Source organism: Rhizobium terrae, from assembly GCF_003425685.1.
Taxonomy (GTDB): Bacteria; Pseudomonadota; Alphaproteobacteria; order Rhizobiales; family Rhizobiaceae; genus Neorhizobium; species Neorhizobium terrae.
In genome coordinates this window covers 1-1590 of the sequence record NZ_QJKM01000069.1, presented here as the reverse complement: position 1 = coordinate 1590, position 1590 = coordinate 1, and the positions used below count along the sequence as shown (strand labels likewise).

The 1590-nt window shown below is 55.5% G+C and carries 3 protein-coding genes; 2 read left to right on the top strand and 1 reads right to left on the bottom strand.

The features are described from left to right. On the top strand, positions 1-632 hold a 632-nt coding region (locus DMO26_RS33415; RefSeq protein ID WP_226951525.1), incomplete at its 5' end, for a DNA-packaging protein. 46 nt (positions 633-678) lie between these two features. Here DMO26_RS33415 and DMO26_RS33410 read toward each other — a convergent pair. Further along, the gene (locus DMO26_RS33410; protein ID WP_117196532.1) at positions 679-1155 is read right to left on the bottom strand and encodes a hypothetical protein; all 477 of its coding nucleotides are present in this window, start codon (positions 1153-1155) and stop codon (positions 679-681) included. Between the two features lie 253 nt (positions 1156-1408). On the opposite strand from DMO26_RS33410, the gene DMO26_RS34230 reads away from it, so the two are divergent. Continuing rightward, positions 1409-1590, top strand: a 182-nt coding sequence (locus DMO26_RS34230; RefSeq protein WP_205421310.1) for a hypothetical protein, incomplete at its 3' end; no start/stop codon positions are given.

Below are 1590 nucleotides of genomic sequence, written 5' to 3'. Positions count from 1 at the left end.
TCACCCTGCATCCCTCTCGACAATGCAGGATTCACCGAAATCTCAATCGTCATCTATTGCTCCTCTCAAAACAGAGGGGTCACTTCTTTATGCCGTCCGGGGGTCAATTGTGCATGTCGCCCGACAATTTCGACTGGGTGGAAAGTCATCCCCTCCACAAGGGCCAGACAATTCACCACGCTGGGAAATTTCAGACGGTACGGGTTCCCCGGCCACGAGCCATGACGCTGAAAGGGCTTTGCCTGTACCTCCGCATCTCCCGAAGCACATGGGACCAGTATGCGCAGGCCGAAGGCTTTTCGGACATCTCTATGCGCGCGCGGGATGTCATCTGGAATTGGAAGTTCGAACTGGCTGCCGCCGATCTCCTGAATGCCAGCTTCATCGCCCGTGAGCTTGGATTGATGGACCGGAAGAGTGCCGACACGGAGGCAGTGCTATCGGCAGACAACAGCGTAATGGCGCTCATGCAGTCTATGCCAATCTTAGGCAGCCAATCGGCAACGGCGTCAAAGGGTCTCGCTACTGCCGCTATCCCCGGTAAAAACCGGCTACGTTGCCGAATTCGCGGACCAATACGCGCGGGGGCACGCGCATGCGCGCGCGAGAAATCCTTCACTTATTTTGAATGACTTGGCCATCCGTGCTGCCCATTTGAACAACTGGCGTCAAGGGTTCTCAGCCACCGGTGCTCTGGGCCAATTCCACCCATGATCGGGCAACATTCGTCCGACGCCTCTTGCTCAAAACGAGGCCGCCCTTCACCTTGAAAACCTGTTCCGAGGGATAGAGGCCAAAAGCGTGCCCCGATGGAATGGGCTCGCCGATCCCGATGGTAAATTCCCCGGTGAACCAGATTGCAGGTATCGGAAATTTCGTAGCGCCAGCCAACGCTTTCACTTCGTGATTGAGCGCCGCCGGTGCGGAAAGCCAATATGGTTCTTTCGACGTCGGCACCACCAATCGCCGTAGGAACAACTGCTCATCTTGGATGAACCAATAGGCCCGATATCCGCGATAGCAGCTTGTGGACCACGAATCGCAGAAGTCGCGTGCGTCGACAGAGTGTTTGGAAAGAAGGTCTTCCAGGGGTGTCGCTGTCACCGCGTAGGGTTTCCGATCCTCGTAATAGATATCATTTGTCTGAATAGTCATGCCAGATCGCTTCCCAGATGCCGATAGAACCTACCATGTCGCACGGTGTTTAGCGACGAGTACGCGCACGCGCGCGAGGGACTGAAATTTATTCCTTCCGATCTATACCTGTCGGTAGCCTCTAATGGGATGCGGAAGATAGGCTGGAAGACGTCAGATCGATTGCAGAAGAGCCTAAGCGGGCTGGAATTGCCGATAGCTCTGGTGAAGTTTTGGTCAGGCTGCAATAATTGCAGACGGGATCCTCTACCTTTTGGCCTTCAACAAGGCGCGGCGCGAAGAGCGTGAAGAGGAAGAACGCCGGCTAGCGGGAGTGTCAGGAATTTCGTGTACGGGCGTGCGGTTAAACATTTCGTTTTACGCCCTCGCGGCGTGGAAGCGGTCCGCGAAGAGAACGGCGAATTGGGATTTTGCCATCGCCCATTCTTTGGGTGG

Coding starts and splice junctions, on each gene's coding strand:
- DMO26_RS33410 (WP_117196532.1), bottom strand. CDS start 1,155: ATGACTATTCAGACAAATGATATCTATTACGAGGATCGGAAACCCTAC.